Origin of the sequence: Colwellia echini, assembly GCF_002843355.2 — a bacterium.
Classification (GTDB): domain Bacteria; phylum Pseudomonadota; class Gammaproteobacteria; order Enterobacterales; family Alteromonadaceae; genus Colwellia; species Colwellia echini.
Genome location: NZ_PJAI02000001.1, coordinates 73,413 through 91,059 on the forward strand (window position 1 = coordinate 73,413; position 17,647 = coordinate 91,059).

At 37.4% G+C, this 17,647-nt stretch carries 14 protein-coding genes; 2 read left to right on the forward strand and 12 right to left on the reverse strand.

Going from position 1 to position 17,647, the window contains the following annotated elements; translation table 11 throughout:
- Position 1: 1 nt before the first annotated feature.
- The 3 genes from CWS31_RS00325 to glmS are packed head-to-tail and all read right to left on the reverse strand — an operon-like array spanning position 2 to position 2,987.
- Complete coding sequence (locus CWS31_RS00325) at positions 2 to 1,210, reverse strand: glutamate mutase L (RefSeq protein WP_101343174.1); 1,209 nt, start codon at positions 1,208 to 1,210, stop codon at positions 2 to 4.
- Complete coding sequence (locus tag CWS31_RS00330) at positions 1,207 to 2,577, reverse strand: methylaspartate mutase (protein WP_101343175.1); 1,371 nt, start codon at positions 2,575 to 2,577, stop codon at positions 1,207 to 1,209. The genes CWS31_RS00325 and CWS31_RS00330 overlap by 4 nt, the downstream gene beginning before the upstream one ends.
- On the reverse strand, positions 2,574 to 2,987 hold the full coding sequence (glmS, locus tag CWS31_RS00335; protein WP_101343176.1) for a methylaspartate mutase subunit S: 414 nt from the start codon (positions 2,985 to 2,987) through the stop codon (positions 2,574 to 2,576). Before glmS ends, CWS31_RS00330 begins: the two co-directional genes overlap by 4 nt.
- A gap of 129 nt (positions 2,988 to 3,116) precedes the next feature.
- Between glmS and rraA the strand changes: the two genes are divergently transcribed.
- The gene (gene rraA / locus CWS31_RS00340) at positions 3,117 to 3,596 is read left to right on the forward strand and encodes a ribonuclease E activity regulator RraA (protein WP_101343177.1); all 480 of its coding nucleotides are present in this window, start codon (positions 3,117 to 3,119) and stop codon (positions 3,594 to 3,596) included.
- 330 nt (positions 3,597 to 3,926) lie between these two features.
- On the opposite strand, the gene CWS31_RS00345 is transcribed toward rraA, so the two are convergent.
- The 4 genes from CWS31_RS00345 to CWS31_RS00360 form a co-directional block, all read right to left on the reverse strand.
- Positions 3,927 to 5,114 (reverse strand): amino acid aminotransferase, encoded by a 1,188-nt coding sequence (locus tag CWS31_RS00345; RefSeq protein WP_101343178.1) that lies wholly within the window; start codon positions 5,112 to 5,114, stop codon positions 3,927 to 3,929.
- A gap of 381 nt (positions 5,115 to 5,495) precedes the next feature.
- A complete protein-coding gene (gene eat / locus CWS31_RS00350) occupies positions 5,496 to 6,902 on the reverse strand; it encodes an ethanolamine permease (RefSeq protein ID WP_101343179.1) in 1,407 nt (468 codons plus the stop codon).
- A 33-nt stretch (positions 6,903 to 6,935) separates the two neighbouring features.
- A complete protein-coding gene (eutC, locus tag CWS31_RS00355; RefSeq protein ID WP_101343180.1) occupies positions 6,936 to 7,871 on the reverse strand; it encodes an ethanolamine ammonia-lyase subunit EutC in 936 nt (311 codons plus the stop codon).
- On the reverse strand, positions 7,871 to 9,271 hold the full coding sequence (locus CWS31_RS00360) for an ethanolamine ammonia-lyase subunit EutB (protein ID WP_101343181.1): 1,401 nt from the start codon (positions 9,269 to 9,271) through the stop codon (positions 7,871 to 7,873). The genes eutC and CWS31_RS00360 overlap by 1 nt, the downstream gene beginning before the upstream one ends.
- Before the next feature lie 266 nt (positions 9,272 to 9,537).
- Here CWS31_RS00360 and CWS31_RS00365 point away from each other — a divergent pair, with 266 nt between their 5' ends.
- Positions 9,538 to 10,482, forward strand: a complete 945-nt coding sequence (locus CWS31_RS00365; protein WP_101343182.1) for a helix-turn-helix domain-containing protein — start codon at positions 9,538 to 9,540, stop codon at positions 10,480 to 10,482.
- 117 nt (positions 10,483 to 10,599) lie between these two features.
- On the opposite strand, the gene CWS31_RS00370 is transcribed toward CWS31_RS00365, so the two are convergent.
- The 5 genes from CWS31_RS00370 to CWS31_RS00390 form a co-directional block, all read right to left on the reverse strand.
- The gene (locus CWS31_RS00370) at positions 10,600 to 12,291 is read right to left on the reverse strand and encodes a two-component system response regulator (RefSeq protein WP_101343183.1); all 1,692 of its coding nucleotides are present in this window, start codon (positions 12,289 to 12,291) and stop codon (positions 10,600 to 10,602) included.
- A 19-nt stretch (positions 12,292 to 12,310) separates the two neighbouring features.
- Positions 12,311 to 12,727, reverse strand: a complete 417-nt coding sequence (locus tag CWS31_RS00375) for a response regulator (protein WP_101343184.1) — start codon at positions 12,725 to 12,727, stop codon at positions 12,311 to 12,313.
- Positions 12,728 to 12,733: 6 nt separating this feature from the next.
- The gene (locus CWS31_RS00380; protein WP_101343185.1) at positions 12,734 to 14,506 is read right to left on the reverse strand and encodes a CHASE domain-containing sensor histidine kinase; all 1,773 of its coding nucleotides are present in this window, start codon (positions 14,504 to 14,506) and stop codon (positions 12,734 to 12,736) included.
- A gap of 437 nt (positions 14,507 to 14,943) precedes the next feature.
- Positions 14,944 to 16,113: a phosphoglycerate dehydrogenase gene (locus tag CWS31_RS00385; RefSeq protein WP_101343186.1), complete on the reverse strand. Its 1,170-nt coding sequence runs from the start codon at positions 16,111 to 16,113 to the stop codon at positions 14,944 to 14,946.
- A gap of 197 nt (positions 16,114 to 16,310) precedes the next feature.
- Positions 16,311 to 17,426 carry a phosphoserine transaminase gene (locus CWS31_RS00390; RefSeq protein WP_101343187.1) on the reverse strand — a complete coding sequence of 372 codons (1,116 nt, stop codon included), beginning with the start codon at positions 17,424 to 17,426 and terminating at the stop codon, positions 16,311 to 16,313.
- Positions 17,427 to 17,647 lie beyond the last annotated feature (221 nt).

The following is a 17,647-nucleotide window of genomic DNA, read 5'->3' on the forward strand; positions in this document are numbered from 1 at the left end:
GTTATTTTCCTTCTGCTATCTCGTTTGCTGAAAGGGTCCAAATATCATAATTACTATCAAGTACTGTTGCAGGGTTATGCTCAGAGTTAAGTATCTTTTTATAGAAGAATGAAATGATGTCTTCAATTTCTTCTACCGTTAATACTTTAGTAATACCGCCTGTTAACACAAATGAGTTCACTGATAATAATTTTAGATTAATATAGCCTTTTTGGTAGTGCGACATCTTACATAACACCAAAAATATTGCTAATTGCATCAATATTTTAGTGGCTTTTTCTGTTTGCGCTTCAAAAATATTTTCAGTTACTTTTAAGTGCATTAATAATTCATAAACAAACTCATTACTTTTGGCAGCAAAAATTAATGATTGTTTTGATTTATACACGCCTAACTTTTTAAATACTAAGCGATCATATTCATTTTCGGTGACGATATTCTCATCAACTAAATCTTTTGAATAATGAATATCAGTTGTTGCACCACCAATATCTAATAAGATAAATGGGTCAACCACAGAATATTTGGTGTGAATATACGGTAGGGTTTTGTTAACCACGTAAGGTGTTGAAAATATTTGATTATCAGTAATGCTATACAGGTCTTTAATATCTTCTTTACCTTCAATATCTTGCTGATAAAGATTAGTTAAATACTCTCTTAATGCGTCTTCTACAATGTGCAGGCGGTTATCAATAATATTAGGTAATACTACAACATCTTTAATATTTTCTTTGATAGTAGGTGCGTCAAGTTCACTACCAACAAATACCACATTTGAATAGGTTAAGTTTTCTAAGTAATGATACAAGCTGTCAGAGAAGTTATCTGGGTTTGAATCAATACCGCCAACAATAATCACAACATCAATTAAATCACTCGGTACTGAATATTCTTCAATGTTTTGAAAAAGTACAGTATCAATAATATTGATACCTGAATTAAAAGCGATATTGGTTGCGTACTTTAACGAAAATGACTGAGTAACACCGATAATAAGTGTACTTAATCCGCCATTAGCAGATGAACAAATATGAATGTCTTTTTTGTCAAAAGCTTCTATTTTACTGCCACATTTATAGGTTAAATCATCTAGTATAGATTTATTAAAATCGCGAAAATGTTGTTCGATACCAGCATTGTTACTTATTTTAAAGTAAGTACTGCCAACATCAATTAAGAGTTTATCTGTAGGTTTTATCTGGCTCATTGCATAATTCCTATGTCATGAATAATGTCGTTAACAATGCTGGTAGTATCTTTGGTTAAATCACATTGGCCTTTTTCATAGGCATAACAACGATCAGGAATAGGCACATTGCCTCGCTTGATAATACGGATATTCTTTTTCGCATCACGAATGGTGATCATATTATTATGGTTAATAATATGCGGCGAGAAAGGTACGTCGATAATGCCGTTCTTAATAGAGTTGAAAACTTTACGCCATAAGGTATCAGCAGGATCGTTAAATACCGCTTCCATAATTGCCATAACTTCTAGGGTAAGAATTTCCTCTTCTTCCTCGTCTACAACATTCGGTAAACCATTTAAAATGCCTAAAGTGTATTGCGTATTGGCAACGGTTTTAGCGTTAGCTTCTTTAGTTGGAATACCTGAGGCTTCTTCACGCGTTTTAGTGATGATTTTGTCAGCACTAACCATGCGAGCAATAACAGTCGCTAAGTTAATTAACTGCTCAGCGTAATCCTTGTTCATTGGGAACGCGCCCATCCATTGGTGATAAACCAAGTTGATCATCGCATCGCCACAGTTAATTTCTTCTGCGTAATGTTTTGCTAATTTTTTAAGTACAGCACCAGTAACTATATCTTGGTTCATTGAACCCTGTTGTGCGAAAGATACTGAGAAAGATTTAACGCCTTCTTCAAGTGACAACAACATCTCAAGTAACTGAATAACAATGGTAATTGATGGCGGTACTAAGGTGGCTGTTAACGGACCAAAAGACTCACGGTTAATTGGCTCATTTAAATCAGAATAATTAGCACACACACGCTCAACATATTTCCAATAAAGAAATGCTTTGTCTAACGGGAAGTTTTTTGAATAAGGTAAAAGGTAAGTTATTGGACCACCTTCTATTTCAAAAATACCTGAGGCAAGGGCGGTTTCAATTAATAAACGCGCGTCTGGCGTACCGTGACGTAAACTTACCGGCTTATTAAAATGGGTAATCATTTTACGTGTTGTGCGATAACCGTGATTTACTAACGGGTAGCCGTTAAGCATATCAATGTCGTTTTCTTCACTTAAACGTAGCATCTTCTTCGCGGTACCGTAATCATTTAAACGCGTATTCGAATCAATGGTTAGCGGCAGTACATCAACGTTAGCATCAACAAAAAACTCGTACAGAGCGTATTGTTTTTCATACGTTGGAAAACCACCACGTGGTTGCACTAACATTTTATCAGCAGCTTTCTTTTTGAAATGATGTGAAATAAATAAATCTTTACTAGCGTTAGTAATAAATTCTTTAACTTCAGCAAAATCAAAGGTATCAACGTATTCATTGTTGAGAATTATTTCTCTTTCTTCTTGCAGTAAACTCATTTTAAGTTTCTCTCTATCAGCATCTCTTCCAATGAGTCTAAGCCGGTATTTAAATCTACTTGATGACAAACAATATCAAAGCCGTAGCCTTTGTAACGTGGAATAATATCTTCAGCGTTACCTGTACCAACCACTAGGTTGCCACCGATCATCATAATTACGTCATCTAATTTTTTGTATTTAGCTTTTAATCGTGGCACTTCTCGGCCCCAACCTTCTGCTTCACCGTTGAGTGAAGAGATCAATAATACTTCGGCGCCAGTTTCAATAACCGCGTCAAAAAACTCTTCTAAATACGTATTAACGCCAAGGTTAAATACCTCGTAACCTCTAGCTTGTAGAGAAAGGTCTATTAATCTATTAGCCACTACGTGGATATCATTACCCACAACACCTGTTACTACTTTCATATGTTTTTAAGCCTGAAAATTATGCCAGTATATTTTAAAAATATTATTGGAAATATGATATCAATTTTTGCAAGGAAACGCTCCTTTGATGTTAGAATACTGGCATATAAATTAGTAAAGGAAAGGCATATGACAATTTTTACCGCGGATATCTGTGATGAACACAGCGAAATAGCTCAAGTTTTAGCTGCTGGTTATAAAAACTATGGCGGCGCAGAAAACTGCCAAGGCGAAATTACCACAATTAAATTAGATAAAAACAACTCAGACTTAATTAAATTATTACGTGACGAAGATGGCACGGGTAAAGTGGTTGTGGTTGATGTTGACCAAGAATATTTTGCTGTAGTGGGCGAAAATTTAATGAAATTTGCTCTTAAAAACAATTATGCAGGTATTGTTATTAATGGTTATATTCGTGACACTTTTCAAATTAAAGATATTCCAGTCGCTTTATATGCGCTAGATACTTGTCCAAGAAAATATATTCCGGTAACCAGTGGCGAACGTGAATTAACACTTTCGTTTGGTGGTGTTGAGTTTACTCAAGGTGCTTATTTATACGCAGATACTGATGGCGTGATTGTAACACCAGAGAAAATTGCTTAGTTATACCAAATAAAATAATAAATTAATCATCTTCAAATGGTCTAAATAATCAATTTCTGCGTTGCGCTCAATCCCAATAGCTAGCTATTACTCAATCACGCGCCTTGAACTTGAATATTTATCCTCATTGAATTTTGCTCAATTCTTTAATTTACTTGGTATTATTTTTCACGAAAATGTTTAAATCGTAAAAATAAATATCAAAAAGCCCGTTTCACAGTGATGTAAAACGGGCTTTTTATTTGGCTGAATGTCTAGCTACTTGATTAGTTATCTAGTCATTCACTTTTAGTAGTTCACCATTGGTAATAGTGAACTACTAACCAGTAATTAAAGTACTTTAGCAATTGATTGCGCTAAGTAATCAACATTATCAGCTGAGATACCAGCAAGACTGATACGACTTGAGCCAACGATGTAAATGCTGTACTCATCTTGTAGACGCTGAACTTGTGCTTCATCTATACCTAAGAAAGAGAACATACCATTTTGTGTAGTGATAAAGCTAAAGTCGCGTTCAACGCCATTTTCAGCAATTTTATCAACAAGCAATTGGCGCATGTCGTTAATGCGGTTACGCATTTCAGCTAGTTCGCCGTGCCATTGAGTGGTTAACTCTTGTGACCCTAAAATGGTTTCAACAATTGCAGCACCGTGCGCTGGTGGCATTGAGTAAGCAACACGTACAACAGATAATAGTACTGAGCTGATAATATCAGCAGCAATTGCGCTACGGCCAATGATTGAACAAGCACCAATACGTTCACGGTATAAACCGAAGTTTTTAGAACATGAACTACAAATGATCATTTGCTCAACAGTGTCAGCCATTAAACGTAAACCGTAAGCATCGCTGTCTAGATCAGTACCAAAACCTTGATAAGCCATATCAACAACTGGCATAAAACCAACTTGCTTAGTTACTTCAGCTACTTGTTGCCATTGCTCTTGATTTAAGTCCATACCACTTGGGTTATGACAACAAGCGTGTAATAACACAGCGTCATCTTTAGAAACTTGCTTTAATGCGTCAAGCATTGCATCAAAGTCTAAACATTTGTTTTCGTAATCGTAGTAAGGGTACGTTTTAACAATTAAGCCAGCTGCTTCAAACACGCCTTTGTGGTTTGCCCAAGTTGGGTTACTTACCCAAATAGTCGCGCCAGGCGTACATTTTTTAATGAATTCGCCAGCGATACGTAAAGCACCTGTACCACCTGGAGTAGAAACAGTTTTAATACGTTTTTCAGCAATAACTTTATGATCGCCTAAAATAAGAGCTGTAATTCTGTCATTAAAATCTGCAGAGCCAGCAGAGCCTAAATAAGCTTTACTTGTTTCGTTATCAACACGAAATTGCTCAGCTGTTTTAACACAAGCCAAAACAGGCGTATTGCCTAAAGCGTCTTTATAAATACCAGCACCTAGATCAATCTTGCTCGGGTTAGTATCTGCTTTAAACTTTACTGACAAACCTAAAATAGGGTCTGCCGGCAGTTGTTTTAATTCTGAAAACATACGTTTTACTACCTTTGATTAAATTTTAAATTATTCCCAAGCGGTAAGGGAAAACTGTTAACACTATATGGCGGCAATTATACCTTAGGTTATTTGATTATTCTCATAATATCTCATACTAAATTGCATTAAATTTATCCCATTTTTAGTTAAGCATAGGTTCAGCAGGATGTTGTTCAATCGAGTGATATTGATCGCTGGCTGAGTAGGGCGCTATCGATTAATAAAAACTGACGGTAATCGCTTAGCAATAGAGGCAGCGAACAGCTAAAATAGACCACAAAAAAGCACTAGTGAGGTAATACTCAACTAGTGCTTTTGCTTATTTAACGTTTAATAAACCTGAATTGGCAATCAACTTTTAACTAACTAGCTAACTAGCTAACTAATATCAAGCTCTGCGTCAGCTAACATTGCAAACTCTTCTTCCGCAGTTTTAGCAACAAGTCTATTCGCGCTATAACCAAAGTAATATATCGCACCAATTACAAACAACACGATAGTGTATAAAAATGCACGTGGGTCAAAGGCATATACACCCGTTAGTGCTACTAATGACAACACTAATGAAATACCTGAAGTAACAACGCCACCCGGTGTTTTATATGGGCGAGGTAAGTTGGGTTGTTTAATGCGAAGTAAAATGTGACTTAATGCCATTAACGCATACGATACCGTTGCACCAACAACCGCCATCGCAAGTAATAAATCACCTTCACCACTTAACGAAGCAAGAAAGCCAAAAATAGCCGGTACAATTAACGCACGAGCAGGTACTTTACGCTCGGTAGTTACTGATAATGATTGTGGTAAATATCCTGCTCGCGATAAGGCGAATACTAAACGGCTATAACCATAAATAATTGAGAAGAAAGAAGCGACTAAGCCTGCTAACCCTAAAATATTCACAATGGTCGCTAATGCAGGGTTGCCTGTTGCTTTTAATGCATCTACTAATGGTACAGCACTGCCGCCCATCGCTTCTGCGCCAGCAGCACCCGGAACTAAAACAACAACAAGTAACGCGGTAAACAATAAGAAGATCATCGCGCCAATAATACCTTTAGGCACATCTTTAGCCGGATCTTTTGCTTCTTCTGCTGCTAAAGGAACACCTTCAACGGCTAAGAATAACCACATTGCAAAAGGTAATGCAGCCCAAACACCATACCAACCTAACGGTAAAAATTCCGTTGCGCCAGCAGCGTCAGTTACGGCAATATCAAACAAGTTTGCAGGGTCAAAATTAGCCACTAAAACAACGGCGGTAGCAATAATAGCTAATACAGCTAAACCGCTAATTACCATCATTACTTTTAGTGCTTCACCAACACCCGCTAAGTGAATACCAACAAATACGAGGTAAAAGGCGGCATAAACCCAGGGACCATTAAATCCGGTGAGCTCTTGTACAGCTGAGCCAATAAATATCACAATTGCGGCGGGCGCTAACGCATATTCTATTAAGACGGCGAGGCCGGTTAAATATCCTCCCGCAGGTCCCATAACTTGTCGAGCAAAACTATAACCACCACCTGCTGCTGGAATAGCAGCCGACATTTCAGCTAGCGAAAGTACAAGTGTTAAATACATTATTGCCATTAATACCGCAGCAATGGCAAAACCACCCCAACCAGCTTCAGCTATACCGAAATTCCAACCTGCAAAATCACCTGAAATTACATACGAGACACCTAGCCCAGCAAGTAAAATCCAACCTGCGGTTCCTCGTTTAAGTTGTCTTTGCGCAAGATACTCTTTGTTACCTGTTATATTGTTGTCAGACATAGTGTCTTCTCCGTTGATGTTAAAAGTTTTGTATTAATCTGAAATAAGAAAGTTTTTAGTGCTTTGTTGGTGCTCAATGACATCGTCTTGGGTGCGGTCTTTTAAGTTAACCCCAGACAATTTCAATTTATGTGCTTCTGTGAGTAGATAAAGCGCTCGTTGGGCGGCTTCTGTATAAGGCAAACCGGCAGGTCGAATATTTGAAATACAATTTCTACTGGCATCATTTAGCCCGGTTTTAGGTGACCAAGTAAGGTACAAGCCAAGGCTGTCCGGTGAACTTAAACCAGGACGTTCACCTATTAACACTATTACTGCTTGGGCATTGAGTAACTCACCAATGTCATCACCTACAGCAACACGACCTTCTTTTACCACCGTCATCGGAGCAATGTTCCAGCTGTGTTTATCCTCTTCGAGCAGTTCAAATAAATGAGTCATAAAAGGAAGAGCGTTACTTTGCACTGCTAATGACGACAAACCATCAACCACAACAATGGCCAAATCGTATTGCGCTTTAGATGATATATCGCGTTTATCCATAAAATTGACTAACGACTGGCGCGCGCTTTCGTCTAACTTACGACCTAAATCTGGTCGTTGTAGATAAGTGGTCCTGTCGTTAGCCTGACTTTGTAAATGTATAACTGGGCTGAGCGGCTTTAGAATCTCAATCGTGCTTAGTTTTTGGCAAAGCTCGTCAGTATTTAAAGGAAAGCTCACAGCATCACGCGCTTGCGCATGGGATAGTTGAAAAGCCAACATTTCAGCCGTTGGTAAGCTAATACCTGCACGACCTAAACCAATGCGCGCATCAGTAAATTGGCGTAAATCACGCCACGGGTTGTGGATAACATTGCCTTGCTCGCTTGCTTTTTCAACAGGAATATCAGTTGATGATTCTGTGACTAACTTTGAGTTTTTTTTAGCATCACCTTGAGCATTACCTTTAGAGAAGAAAGAAACCATTACAGACCTCCTTGTAAAGCTTTTAATGATTGTGCAAAAGCTGGCGGTAAGGTGTCTGACAAAATAGTATTAGACGCATCCTCCATAATTTTCATCTTGGTCAGCCATTTTTCAAATTCAGGCGCAGGGCGAGATCCTAAAACACGGCGTACATACAAAGCATCATGAAAAGAAGTGGTTTGATAATTCAGCATAATGTCATCAGAGCCAGGAATGCCCATTACAAATGAACAACCAGCAACACCTAGCAAGGTAAGTAAATCGTCCATATCATTTTGATCAGCTTCTGCATGGTTTGTATAACAAACGTCACAGCCCATAGGTACCCCTAATAACTTGCCACAAAAGTGATCTTCTAAACCTGCACGAGTAATTTCTTTACCGTCATATAAATATTCAGGACCAATAAATCCAACCACGGTATTAACCAATAAAGGATTAAATTTTCGGGCAACAGCGTAAGCTCGTGCTTCACAAGTTTGCTGATCTAAACCATGGTGCGCATTGGCTGAAAGGGAACTTCCTTGGCCAGTTTCAAAATACATTACATTGTTGCCGACTGTGCCGCGGTTTAAGCTCAAAGCAGCATCTTGTGCTTCGGCCAATGTATTTAAGTTAAAACCGAAACTAGAATTGGTCGCTTCAGTTCCGCCAATAGATTGAAATACTAAATCTACTGGGGCACCAGCTTCTATACATTCAATGGTGTTGGTAACATGAGTGAGCACACAGCTTTGCGTAGGAATTTCATATTTTTGAATAACATCATCCATTAAACGCATCAGCTTAATAGCTTGCGCGACATTATCAGTAGCAGGGTTAATACCTATCACGGCATCGCCATTACCATAAAGTAAACCGTCGAGCATACAGGCGGCTATACCATTAATATCATCAGTTGGGTGATTGGGTTGTAAGCGCGTAGAAAGGTGGCCGGGTAGGCCGATAGTGTTTCTAAAAGCACTAGTAACATGGCACTTTTTAGCGACCAAAATTAAATCTTGATTACGCATTATTTTACAAACGGCGGCAGCCATTTCAGGCGTAATACCTTTTTGTACAACAGATAATATTGCAGGTGTAGCATAATCGCTCAATAGCCAATTGCGAAAATCACCAACGGTTAAGTGCGAAATATATGAAAAAGCTAATAGATCGTGTTCATCAATAATCAGTCTTGTCACCTCATCAGACTCATAAGGTACAAGCACTTCATTTAAAAATGTTTTAAGAGGCACTTCGGCTAATGTCATTTGCGCAACCGCGCGCTCTTGTGCAGAAGAAGCAATAACGCCTGCCAAGCGATCGCCTGAGCGCTGCGGAGACGCTTTAGCCATTAACTCGGCAAGGCTGCTAAATTGGTAGGTTTGTGTACCTAAGGTGTAACGATACTGGCCCATGGGCTTACCTCTTATAACTAATATAACCAACTAAAACCGAGCTATTGATTTGTTCTCGGTTTTGTTCTTGGTATAGGCTTTGCTTGTACTAAGCCTAGAAAATGAATTTATTTAGTTATTAAGACAGCTTAAACCGTACCAAGCGACTATCGAGTTTTGGCAAACTATGATTTATATAACTATTTCAATGCTTTATATGGAAATTAAAGCCGTACCCTATGATTTTAGGTTTTCTTTATTTTTTAATTTAAGCTAGGAATTGGAATATGATTCACCATTTTAGCTCTTACGCACCGACAAAGAGCGTTGTTGAAACCACTGACATTGATCAACAAGCGCAGAATATAAGGAATTGGCAGCAAGAATATAACCAAATGAGTGATGGCCGTTTTACCGGTTGTTTAACTGAATTGGCCTATGAAAATCTGCATATATTTAAGGAATACACCCAGTGCTCGTTAAGACAACAATGCCATATTGCTCCAGATTCTATTTGGCTTGGTATTCCTACAAAAGCCAATGAAAGTAAAATTAATGGATTAGATATTGGTGAAAATCAATTGATGTGTCGCTCAAGCCGCGATGATTTTGAATTAATCACGCCCGAGGCCTTCAATATTTATGGCATGGTGATTAATCAACAAACTATTGAAAATATTGCAGAGGTGCAGGGTAAGTCGTTAATCGATTTTTCATTATTAGGCGCGGAAAGGTTAAGCGTAAATGAACATACGCTAACTGAAACGCGTGGTTTAATTGAACAATTAATTAATGGCAATACCTTAGGTTTAAATAGCGAGCTTCAACAAGACATGTTGGCTGAGTTGGTGCTTAAACTTTTACAAGTAAACTCGCCTATAACGACTGTGTTACCAAGTTATAGCCGTCGAAAAGCAGCGGTTGATAGAGTAAAAGAATACATGGCTGAGCATCCACAAGCGCCAGTGACTATTACCCAATTGTGTGAGGTCGCTTTTGTTAGTAGGCGCACTCTACAATACAGCTTTGAAAGTATCTTGGGCATTAACCCTTTGCGATTTTTACGCATCAATAAATTAAATAATGTGAGAAGAGAGCTAAAAACGGCGCCATTAACTGTGCCAATTTCAGTAATCGCCGCTAATTGGGGATTTTGGCACCCAGGTCAATTCTCTAAAGACTATAAGCAATTGTTCGGAGAAAACCCTTCAGAGACAAGAAGTAAAGGGTAAGAAAAAAGGGATGCAAAAGTATAAAAAAACACTAGCAAGATAAGACTCGACTAGTGTTTTTGATATTGATATTGAGATTTGGGGTTTACTTACTTTTTCAATTGGTTTTACAAAATATTAGTTGAAATATTTATCATTAATATTATCAATGTTCAAAGGTCTCGATAATAGATAACCTTGTAATTTATGGATTTTTAATTCACGGCATAAAACTAGTGCATCTTCAGTTTCTATACCTTCTGCAACAATATTTAATTCAAGGGAATGTAACATAAGCGACAAACCTTTAATGAGTGATCGTGTTTTTTTATCGGTTGATAACAGTAATAATGATTTATCTATTTTTACTGTAGAAATAGGGAAATTTTGCAAATGAGAAACGGAAGAGAAACCTGTGCCAAAATCATCTAAAGCAATGCCGCAGCCCATAACTCTTAAAGTATTTAACATGTTTATTACGGTATCACTGCCCTCTAAAAAAGCAGTTTCAGTTATTTCAAACTCAACGCTGTTTGGGCTTACATTATGCTTTGTTAAGGCGGATTTAATCGTTTTAATCAAGTTAACGTCAGATAATTGTACTGCGGAAAGGTTTATCGCCATGGTTAGTTGTTTATTGGTTTGTTGCCAGAACGATAACTGATAAATGGCATTTTCAATAACCCACTCACCAATTTTTAGAATAGCGCCAGAGTCTTCAGCTATTTCAATAAAATTATCAGGCATATGTAGTTTTCCATCAATTTGCCATCGAATAAGCGCTTCAAAACCTATCAAACTATTGTTATCATTTGTGCTCATAACGGGTTGAAAGTGTAGGGTAAATTGGTTTTTTACAATTGCATCTAACAGTTCATGTTCAACCTTGTATCGATATAAAAACTGTTTTTGCATTTCATCTTCAAAATAACAAACTTGATTTTTGCCCAGTTTTTTTGCTCTGTACATAGCAATATCTGCATATTTTAATAATTCTTCTGGAGAAATACTATTTTCTACCGAAATTGAAATACCGATACTAATGCTTGTTTTAATTGATAAACCTTGAATATTAAATGGCTCGCCAAGACTACGAAGTATACGTCGAGCGACGCGGGCTATGCTGTATATTTTGTTTTGGCTTTGAAGAATAATGGCAAACTCATCACCACCGATACGAGCAAGCGCTTCATTGCCTCGCAAGCAAGTGGTTATTTTTTTAGAAACCTTTTTCAATAATATATCGCCAACATCGTGGCCGTGAGTATCATTAACAAGTTTAAAATTGTCGATATCAAATAAAATAAGGGCAGTACCTTCATGTCTTGTAGTGGATTGATTAATACTTGATTTTAACTTTTCTTCGAAGGCATACCTATTTGCTAAGCCTGTTAAGCTGTCATGCTCGGCAATATTTTTAGCATCTTTATAACTTTGGTACAGTTTTTCTTCAAGATCAAAGCGGGTTTGTGCTTGAAGAATGGCTCTATTAAGTCGTGCGGCTGTTATTTCTTGTTTAAGTAAAAAATCTTGGGCGCCAGCCTTAATACAGTCTAATGCTATATCTGTTTCATCAGAATTACTTAACACGATAATAGCTAGTGAATGTGGTGATGGAGTAGCTTTGAGTTCTAAGAGTAATTCAATACCATCGCGTTGTGGCATTCTATAATCAAGCAAAATAATATCAAATTTTTGTTGTTTAAAAATGGTTAGACCTTTATCTACAGAGTCAGCTTCAACAAAAGTATAATCTTTTTTAGTTTTGATTAATGAGCGAATAATTTGCTCGCGGTCAATTTGATCATCATCAACAATTAAAACATTCATAATTTACCTTTACTCAGACTTATTTCATCGGAAACTGGACTATTTTCCAGTAGCCATCCAACACTTTAACTATTTCTAATAATTTATCACTGGTTGATGATTTCAAAAAATAACCAGCAATATTTTTCTGGTAACTGGCAATCATATCCTCATCTGCTTTAGAGGTTGTTAATACAAATACTACACAGTTGGTATATTGATAGTCGTCTCTAAATGCCTTTAAAAACTCTAAACCATTCATACGGGGCATTTGTAAATCTAGTAGAATGATATAAGGGGCATCAACGCGACCTTGCGCTAATATTTCAAGCGCTTCAATGCCGTCGTGCGCTCTTACCAATACATTGGCTATTTTTTCTTGTTTAAAAGTTCGCATTATTGACATTGCATCAACGTCATCGTCTTCAATTAGTAAAATGGTTACGTCTTTATTCATGGTATTTTAGCCCACTGTATTGTTTGGTATTGGTAGTAATATAATGACTTTGGTGCCGCGAATACCATCTGACTCTATACTCAGTTTTCCGCGGTAATGTTCAATGATTTTAACTATTAATGAAAGCCCCATGCCACTACCTTCAACCTTGTCTCTAGGTTGTAATGTTTGAAACATTTCTAAAGCTTTATTAGTTAGTTCCGGAGGAATACCAGGGCCATCGTCTTGTACGCATATTTGATAATAATTGGGTAATTCTTTTAGCGTCACTTCTAAATTGATTTTTTCTTTATCGTGATGTTTTATCGCATTAGAAATAAGATTACGCATAATTATTTCAAACGGTACTCTAGGAAAGATTAGCTTCGCGTCGTTAACTGTTAATGAGGTATTAGTGTTGTGATCGAGTAATGCGAAAATATCATTGGTTAAAGGTTTTATTTGCAGTAATTCAGCATCAAAATCGACTCGTCCTACCCGTGAGTAATCAAGTAAATCTTTTAACAAATTAATCATTCTTTGTGTTCTACTTTCTAGTAGAGAGAGGTGTGTTTTAGTGGTTTCAGGAAGGATCTCTATGCAATCTTCTTTAATCCAACTAATTAATTTTTGAATGGCATTTAAGGGCGAAACCAAGTCGTGCGAGGCAACATATGCAAATTGCTCTAGATCTTCATTTGATTTTTTTAAGCAAATTGTTTTTTCGTTTAATTCGTCGGTAACCCTGTCAGCATAAACTAGCGCTTGTCGGTTTGCTTTGGCGAGGAATAAAAACATCGCCAGTATCAATAAGTCGATAATAATACCGCCAAGCAATATATAGTAGGGTTGAGAAGTTTCAGCACCTTTTCTAAAATCGATATTCGAGGTTATATGAAAAGTCCACACTCGACCGTAAAATTCAGCATCAATATCTGTGGTGAATAATGGTTCGGCATCAATTTTATTGCGTGCTTGATGATTTTCATCATCGTAAAGCGACACTCCTTGATCAGTTATTTTTAGGCTTGTTAATTGGTTATTATCAGATAATACCGCTGTAATTAATTTGTGCATAATAAAAGGCGCATAGCTAACACCAATAATATTTTCTTGTCTCTCTGCGATGGTATTGTATTGATTTCCGCCTCGATAAAAAGGCGCATAAAATAGAAAGCCAGTGTTATTTTTATTACCTTGTACTAAGGCAATAGGGCCCGTTAATTTTGCTAAACCGGAATCTCTTGATTTCTTAATGCCGTTATATCTATTGCTTTCAAAAGATACATCTAGGCCTACCGCCTTAAAGTTTGTTGCTAAAGGCTCAATATAGGTTATTGGCCAGTACTCATATTTTTCTTGAAAAGGGTGAATATTATATTCAGGTCGATTAATTCTTTGCTCCCTTAAATACTCATCTAAACCGTTAGCTTGGATATTGTATATGATGCCAATACCATGAATCCCCGGGTAGGTTTTGCCAAGGTTTAAACTATCTGCATAGGTTTTCCATTCGTTGTTATCAAGTTTATTGTTTACATCATTTAAGGCGACAGCACCCCATAAAAAACGTTCATATAAAGTCATCCGTTCTTTTACTAATTCAATAACATGCGCCGCCTCACGGTTAAATCGCTCTTCAATCTTCTGTTCAAGCTGCTGACGAGAAAATTGCCAAGCAATAATGGTTAACAAAATAGATAACCCTAAAATTGCCCAATGTGCACTTTGAAGTCTTCCAGCTTTTACTAGTTTGGCTCTATAATGATAGCCATTTTGTAAATCAGGTGAGGTGGTCATGTTTGACTACCCTAAAAACGATTTGAAGGGTAATTATTTATGGCTAGGTAATTTGAATAACCCCTATCTAAATTATTATTGGCTAAATAGAGATTAAAGTAGAAGTGTTGACACTTACTGTTTGTATTTATTATCAAAACAATGATTCCTTTACGTTGTTTATTAAATAGTCCTTGTTTTAGTGTAGTTTACTAAATACAAAAATGCATACTGTACTAAGTTAAGTATTTTTGTATCTCTATTGCTCGTTGTTCGGCTAGCTAGGATGATAAGAGGGTTTTTAAGCTTATTGAGGATTAGCAAGAATAAGATGAGAAGTATGTTTCCTCATCTTATTCTTTATTAGGTAAGTGTTTTTAGGTGCGTATTTTTAGGTAAATATACATTGCGTAGCTTATTAGTCGGTGTTTATCGGGATGCGTCAAATAGCTCTATAGCTAAACACTGCGCACATGAAAAACATGTTCAACACTCGATAGTTTCTCTAGTAATGCGGCGGTAGGTTCTTGTTCAATATCTACGATAGTATAAGCAATATCATCACGACTCTTATTAACCATATCAAGCACGTTAATATTCAAATCGGCCAAGAGATTTAATACAGTACCTAATACTTTAGGAATATTATCGTTAGCAAAAGTTAAGCGGTAGCCTGTAGTGCGTTCCATAGAAACAGCAGGAAAGTTAACCGAGTTAATAATATTACCATTATCTAAAAAGTCGATTAATTGCTTTGCGGCCATTACCGCACAGTTTTCTTCAGCTTCAACGGTACTCGCGCCTAAGTGTGGGAATAACGTTGATTTACCGTGAGCAATCAAACCCTCGCTTGGGAAATCAGAAAGGTGGGCAGCTAATTTACCTGAGTCTAATGCGTTAATTACCGCTTCTTCTTCAACTAATTCGCCGCGGGCTAGGTTAATTAATACCATGCCGTCTTTAGCTGCTGAAAAAGCTTCTTCATTCATCATGCCAATGGTAGGTTTTATCGCAGGTACGTGCAGAGTTACGTAGTCTGAGCGGGCTAATAATGAATTCAGATTCTCGGCACGATTAACTTGCGATGATAATTGCCAAGCAGCTTCAACGCTTAATGCAGGGTCATAACCAATAACTTTCATGCCTAAGTCAATTGCTAGATTCGCTATTTTTGCACCAATAGCGCCTAAGCCAACAACACCTAAGGTTTTTCCTGTTAGCTCTGAACCACCATATTTTTTCTTACCTGCCTCAACCTTTTTATGTAGTTCTATAGCATCTTTTTCATCGGCGAGTGAAGCGACGTAACTCATACTGTCAGTAATACCGCGTGAGCCTAACAATAAACTGGCTAATACCAACTCTTTTACCGCGTTAGCATTAGCGCCTGGAGTATTAAATACTACAATGCCCTTGGGAGTGTATTGCGATACAGGTATGTTATTAACACCTGCACCGGCGCGAGCTATAGCAAGTACAGAGCTAGGCAGTTCTTCATTATGTAACTTATGGCTACGTAATAAAAGTGCGTCAGGTGTTTCGCTGCTAGCGTCGACAAGGTAACGGTCTGTAGGGAATTTAGCTAAACCAACAGCGGCAATATTATTGTATGTTCTGATCTTTTTCATATATGTCTCTTTAATTATTATTGATTGAAATAAATGAAATGAGCAATTTACGTGTTAACTCGATGGATTTATTAAGTAAGGTTTATTCGATAATTTATACTTCTGTTTCGGATGTTACTTTTTAGGTCGCTATTTTTAGAGCCAAATATTGAGGCAATAAAAAACCCGTTATTTTCTCAAATAACGGGCTGATATTTTTACGCTGTAGCTTGTTGGTATGCCCAAGTTAGCCAAGGTAATAAAGCCACTAGGTCTGCTTGTTCAACGGTTGCACCACACCATATACGTAATCCTGCTGGTGCATCGCGATAGGCGCCAATATCAAAAGCAACAGCTTCATTATCAAGTAACTTAATAATAGTTTTTACTTGATCTTCATCGGCTTTTAATACAAAACAAACACTGGTGTTTGATGTGGTTTCAGGAGTTTTGGCTAAGAAATCAATCCAATCATTCTCAGCGACAAAATCAGTTAATACTTTTAAATTAGCTTCACTTTTAGCAACTGCTGCAGATAAGCCTCCAATTTCGTCAACCCAGTTAAGCGCATCAAGGTAATCTTCAACACATAACATTGATGGTGTATTAATGGTTGCGCCTTTAAATATACCGTCAATTAATTTGCCTTTGCTGGTTAAGCTAAATACTTTTGGGATAGGCCAAGCGGGCGTGTAAGATTCTAAACGCTCAACTGCTCTTGGGCCTAAAATTAACATGCCGTGTGCACCTTCACCACCAAGTACTTTTTGCCAGCTAAAAGTGGCCACATCAATTTTTTTCCAATCAAGTTCCATGGCAAAAACAGCACTGGTAGCGTCACAAATAGTTAAACCTGTGCGCTCATCACTGATCCAATCGGCATTCTCAACTTTAACGCCTGAGGTTGTGCCATTCCAAGTGAAAATAGTATCGTTGTCAGGATTAGCTTGTGAAAAATCAGGAAGTTCACCGTAAGCACCAGTAAAGGTACGGGCATTTTCTAATTTTAATTGTTTAGCAACGTCTGTTCCCCAACCAGAGCCAAAAGACTCCCACGCAAAAACATCCACAGGGCGTTGACCTAGTAATGACCACATTGCCATTTCCATAGCGCCGGTATCTGAGCCAGGTACAATGCCAACTTTATAACCGTCAGGTAAATTTAATAAGCGAGCAGTTTCAGTAATAGCTTTTTCTAAACGTTCTTTACCAAGGCTGCTACGATGTGAACGACCTAAACTGTCTGTGTTAAGTGCAGCAAGACTATAACCAGGACGCTTTGTACATGGGCCTGAAGAGAAGTTAGGGTTAGCCGGTTTAGTATTCGGTTTCATTAATGTTCCTTGAACTTAGGGTCATTGTGCTTGCTTTGTATTAGGGCTTAGTGCTGTTTTAGGGCGACTTTATCAGTAATATTTGGGCAAAAAAAAATTTGATAAAATACTGCCTTAATTTACATAAGTATTCAACACTGATGATTGAGAATTAAACAATATTAAATTTGAGATAAAGTTTTAGGATGTGAATTTAGTGTCAATAGGCTTGAGTTTCCAGG

Coding starts and splice junctions, on each gene's coding strand:
- CWS31_RS00380 (WP_101343185.1), bottom strand. CDS start 14,506: ATGACCACCTCACCTGATTTACAAAATGGCTATCATTATAGAGCCAAA.
- rraA (WP_101343177.1), top strand. CDS start 3,117: ATGACAATTTTTACCGCGGATATCTGTGATGAACACAGCGAAATAGCT.
- eutC (WP_101343180.1), bottom strand. CDS start 7,871: ATGGTTTCTTTCTTCTCTAAAGGTAATGCTCAAGGTGATGCTAAAAAA.
- CWS31_RS00375 (WP_101343184.1), bottom strand. CDS start 12,727: ATGAATAAAGACGTAACCATTTTACTAATTGAAGACGATGACGTTGAT.
- CWS31_RS00345 (WP_101343178.1), bottom strand. CDS start 5,114: ATGTTTTCAGAATTAAAACAACTGCCGGCAGACCCTATTTTAGGTTTG.
- CWS31_RS00360 (WP_101343181.1), bottom strand. CDS start 9,271: ATGGGCCAGTATCGTTACACCTTAGGTACACAAACCTACCAATTTAGC.
- CWS31_RS00390 (WP_101343187.1), bottom strand. CDS start 17,426: ATGAAACCGAATACTAAACCGGCTAACCCTAACTTCTCTTCAGGCCCA.
- CWS31_RS00325 (WP_101343174.1), bottom strand. CDS start 1,210: ATGAGCCAGATAAAACCTACAGATAAACTCTTAATTGATGTTGGCAGT.
- glmS (WP_101343176.1), bottom strand. CDS start 2,987: ATGAAAGTAGTAACAGGTGTTGTGGGTAATGATATCCACGTAGTGGCT.
- CWS31_RS00370 (WP_101343183.1), bottom strand. CDS start 12,291: ATGAATGTTTTAATTGTTGATGATGATCAAATTGACCGCGAGCAAATT.
- eat (WP_101343179.1), bottom strand. CDS start 6,902: ATGTCTGACAACAATATAACAGGTAACAAAGAGTATCTTGCGCAAAGA.
- CWS31_RS00330 (WP_101343175.1), bottom strand. CDS start 2,577: ATGAGTTTACTGCAAGAAGAAAGAGAAATAATTCTCAACAATGAATAC.
- CWS31_RS00365 (WP_101343182.1), top strand. CDS start 9,538: ATGATTCACCATTTTAGCTCTTACGCACCGACAAAGAGCGTTGTTGAA.
- CWS31_RS00385 (WP_101343186.1), bottom strand. CDS start 16,113: ATGAAAAAGATCAGAACATACAATAATATTGCCGCTGTTGGTTTAGCT.